The following is a 3,841-nucleotide window of genomic DNA, read 5'->3' on the forward strand; positions in this document are numbered from 1 at the left end:
CAGCTGGCCGAGCACGCCATGCCCGATAACCAGCCCAGGAAGCTCAGAGCGGGTGACCGCATGATGCGCCGTCGCGGCGAGCGCGAGAAGGACGTCGCTTTCACGCCCCTGCGCCCCAAGACGCACAGCGCGGGCGGCCGGAATAACAACGTGCGAAGCCGTGGCGCCGAACAGGCCGCTCGCGTCTTCATAGCAATTGGCGCCCGGCACAAAGACATGTTCGCCGACCCAGTCTGGTGCGCCCTTGGACTGGACGACCCGGCCGACCGATTCATAACCGGGCACGAGCGGATAGGAGAGACCTGGAAAGGGCGGCATGTCGCCGGACCAAAGGAGCCTTTCGGTCCCTGTGCTGACACCGCTCCAGTCTATTTCGACAAGCAGATCGCCCTCTTTCAGAGGCTTCAGATCGAGACGGTTGAGCCCGACCTGGCGGTGTCCGGTAAAGACGATGGCGTCTGATTGCAGCCCGAGCTTACGGATCACGCCCGCGTTTTGTTGCGAACCTTCAGCAGTATTCCCATGAGCTGGTTGCGCTGAATTGATCATGGTGTCAGCATAAATTGACAGTTTGGATTGTCAAACTTTATTTACGATGCGCGGATGACTCGAACGAGGTCTGGCAGGCCGGTTTTAAGGACACGCGTCTCGCTGAAGCCGGCCTGGTCGAGCATCTGGCGGATTTCCGAAGAGGTTCGCGCGCGCCCTGATCCCATCGCCCAGAGATAAAAGCCGAAATAGGCATCACCGACTTTTGGCGAATCGGCCATTGGTTCGCCGATCAGGAGCACGCCGCCCGGCTTCAGCGCCTTGCGCGCCCGTGACAGAAGGGTCGCGACCCGGTCATCATCATGATCGAGGCAGACCCGGATCAGCGTGATGAGATCCGCCCCGTCCGGCCAGTCTTCCTCGAACATGTTTCCCGCATGGACGTCCGCAGAGATGCCCGCGTCCTCCAGCCTCTCTTGCGCGAGCTCCGCCACAGCGGGCAATTCAAACAGGGAGAGGTCGAGGCCGGGCGCGTCTTCGGCTGCCATGCGCAGGAATGTCCCATCCCCGCCGCCGACATCGAGCAGCCGCTCATGACGAGCAAAGCTATACGCGCGCAGCACCTCAGCGGCGACTGCGAGCTGGGTGTCCCGCATCAGATTGGAATAGGTTTCCTTTACGGCGCGGTCGGCATCCATGTCCGAGGGCGACGGAGAATAAATCCAGTACTGGGCGAGCGCGGTTGATTTCGAACGGTTTTCCAGGAGCGCGGCAGGGTCTGTCATGTCAGAATAGAGGTGATCGTGATGGGCAATCATGCCCTGCAGGCCGGGATTGCCGAGCACTGCGGCGCCCACGCTCCCCAGCCCGTAGCGCCCCCCGGATCTCGCCTCCAATATGCCGAGCGCCGCTGCGCCCTTCACAAGGCGGGCCGCCCCGTCCTGCGGCAGGCCGCAATGATTGGCGATCTCCCGCAGGGTCAGGCTTTGCACCTTCAGCACGGGCAGGAGCTCAAGGCGCACACAGGCGAACAGGATTTGCGAATAGACGAAGCCGGCGCAGAGATCGAAGACGCCGGCAGCCTTCGAACGAGCGACAAAGCGGGTCGGCCAGAAGCCGGAACAGAATGTCTGGAAGCCCGGACTGGCATAAAGCGCAGAGCGGGCGTCTTTCAGGCGATCGAGAAGAGAGGCCTTCCTTGCCGCGGCGCGCTCAGGCGACGTCTTGGACAAGGTGTTCAGGGGTGAGGCGGACGGCTTGAGCATGGATGAGTTGGCGCAGGCTCTCTGTCCCGGCGCACAGCGGAACCGAATCGGCTGCCGCCTCTATCGCGCCGCGCAGGCGCTGATAGGTGCCGGAAACGCCATAGGACTCAACCGCGCTCGGCCGGCAATTGCGCGTGTCCTGCTTTGCCGGCTTGCCGAGGTCTTCAGGCGAGAGCACGGCATCGCGCAGATCGTCAGCAAGCTGATAGGCCTGTCCGAGATATTCTCCGAGCGGCCGCCAGCCTGCATCGCTGGCTCCGACCGAGACAGCCCCTGCCCGCGTGGCCGCGACGAACAGCGCCGCCGTTTTGGAATTATGATACGCTTCGAGATCGATCTCGGCTTCGCTTTCCCAGGCCTGCCCGGCGCAGATGCCATTGGGCGGCGCGGTCGCATCGGCCATGACGAGCGTCAGCTCGCGGAAATAGGTGGGGGCCTTGAGCGCCAGCGTCTGGAAGGCCAGAACGATCATCGCGTCCCCGGCGAGGACGGCAATCGGCTCGCCATAGCGGATGTGAACCGAAGCCTTGCCGCGGCGCTGGTCGGCGTCATCGAAACAGGGCAGATCGTCATGAACGAGCGAGGCGCAATGCAGCAGTTCGAGCGCGGCTGCCGCGGCCAGCGCATCGCTGAGATCGACGCCCGGTTCGCAGGCGCTTGCCACAGCAAGGCAAAGCTTCGGGCGCACACGCGCGCCGCCGGGAAACACGGCATGCTGCAAGGCTGATTTCAGTTTGGGCGGACAGTTATCGGCCTTCCCTGTGCACAGGGCCTGCTCAAGATACGCACTGATTTGGGCATCAACTGTCATGTCGCCTCCTGATTGCCACTTTATATAGACACAGACTTGTGTCAACAAAGATTGACGCTTTAAAGTGTCCATTGGAGGGCCCGCCACGCTCATGCGACCCAGGATCGTCATCATTGGTGCAGGCATTGCGGGGCTTACGGCCGCCGCCATCCTGTCTCGCCATGCCGATGTGACTGTCGCCGAGCGGGCGAGCGATCCGGGAGGCAAGATCGAGACGCGCGATATTGGCGGCCAGCCCGTCGATTGCGGCCCCACCGTGCTGACGCTCCGCAGCGTTTTCGAGACGATCTTCCGCGAGGCCGGCGCCGTGCTGGACGATCATCTCACCCTCAATCCGGCAGACGAACTCGCCCGGCATTTCTGGAGCGGCGGGGCCGCGCTCGACCTTTATTCCGATCTCGATCGGAGCTATGAAGCGGTCGCGCAATTCTCCTCGCGCGGCGAAGCGGAAAAATATCTCGCCTTCAGCAACATGGCGGGCCGGGTTTTCGAGACGCTGTCCTCCTCCTTCATGCTCGCGCCTGAGCCGGATTTCTTCAAACTGCTCACCTCGCGCTCGGCCGTCCAGCTGCTCGGGCTGAACCCGTTCGAATCGCTCTGGCAGGTGCTCTCGAAACAGTTCGATGACCCGCGCCTGATCCAGCTTTTTGCGCGCTATGCCACCTATTGCGGGGCCTCGCCTTTCCTCTGCCCCGGCACGCTGATGCTGGTCGCCCATGTCGAGCGGCTCGGCGTCTGGAAGATCCCCGGCGGACTCACGCTGCTGGCGCAGGCCCTTGCGCGCCTCGCCGAAGAGAATGGGGCTAGCTTCGAGTATGGCGCCCATGTCGAGGAGGTCGAGTTCACCGCCGGAAAGCCGAGCGGCGTGCGTCTGGCAGGCGGCAGGCGCATCGCCGCAAAAGCCGTCATCTGCAATGGCGACGTTGCGGCGCTGGCAGGCGGCGAGTTCGGCAGGAATGCGGCCCGCGCCCTGCCGTCCCGCTCGGACACACGCTCCCAGAGCGCGATGACCTGGACGTTCGCCGCCGGTCAGGACGGCCCCGCCCTCAGCCATCACAACGTCTTCTTCTCGGATGACTACAAGGCCGAGTTCGACGCTGTCTTCGACGAGCGCGCTGTTCCCGGCGACCCAACCGTCTATCTCTGCGCGCCCGATAGCGGCGGCCCCCAGCCCTATTTCAGCCTGATCAACGCGCCTGCAGACGGCGATACGCACACCTATTCCGACGAGGAGACCGCCCAATGCCACGCCCGTATGACAAGGCGCCTGCAGAGC

Annotated in this window: 4 protein-coding genes; 1 reads left to right on the forward strand and 3 read right to left on the reverse strand. The window is 63.6% G+C overall.

The features are described from left to right. From WA989_RS12490 to WA989_RS12500, 3 genes are all read right to left on the reverse strand, one after another. Positions 1 to 486, reverse strand: a 486-nt coding sequence (locus WA989_RS12490; protein ID WP_424340822.1) for an alcohol dehydrogenase catalytic domain-containing protein, incomplete at its 3' end; no start/stop codon positions are given. Between the two features lie 104 nt (positions 487 to 590). After that, entirely contained in the window at positions 591 to 1,754 is a 1,164-nt protein-coding gene (locus tag WA989_RS12495; protein WP_424340823.1) for a methyltransferase, read from the reverse strand. Continuing rightward, positions 1,702 to 2,565 (reverse strand): polyprenyl synthetase family protein, encoded by an 864-nt coding sequence (locus WA989_RS12500; RefSeq protein WP_424340824.1) that lies wholly within the window; start codon positions 2,563 to 2,565, stop codon positions 1,702 to 1,704. Before WA989_RS12500 ends, WA989_RS12495 begins: the two co-directional genes overlap by 53 nt. Before the next feature lie 91 nt (positions 2,566 to 2,656). Here WA989_RS12500 and WA989_RS12505 point away from each other — a divergent pair. Further along, on the forward strand, positions 2,657 to 3,841 hold a 1,185-nt coding region (locus tag WA989_RS12505), incomplete at its 3' end, for a phytoene desaturase family protein (RefSeq protein WP_424340825.1).

This window comes from Henriciella sp. (genome assembly GCF_049649345.1).
In the GTDB taxonomy this organism is placed as follows: domain Bacteria; phylum Pseudomonadota; class Alphaproteobacteria; order Caulobacterales; family Hyphomonadaceae; genus Henriciella.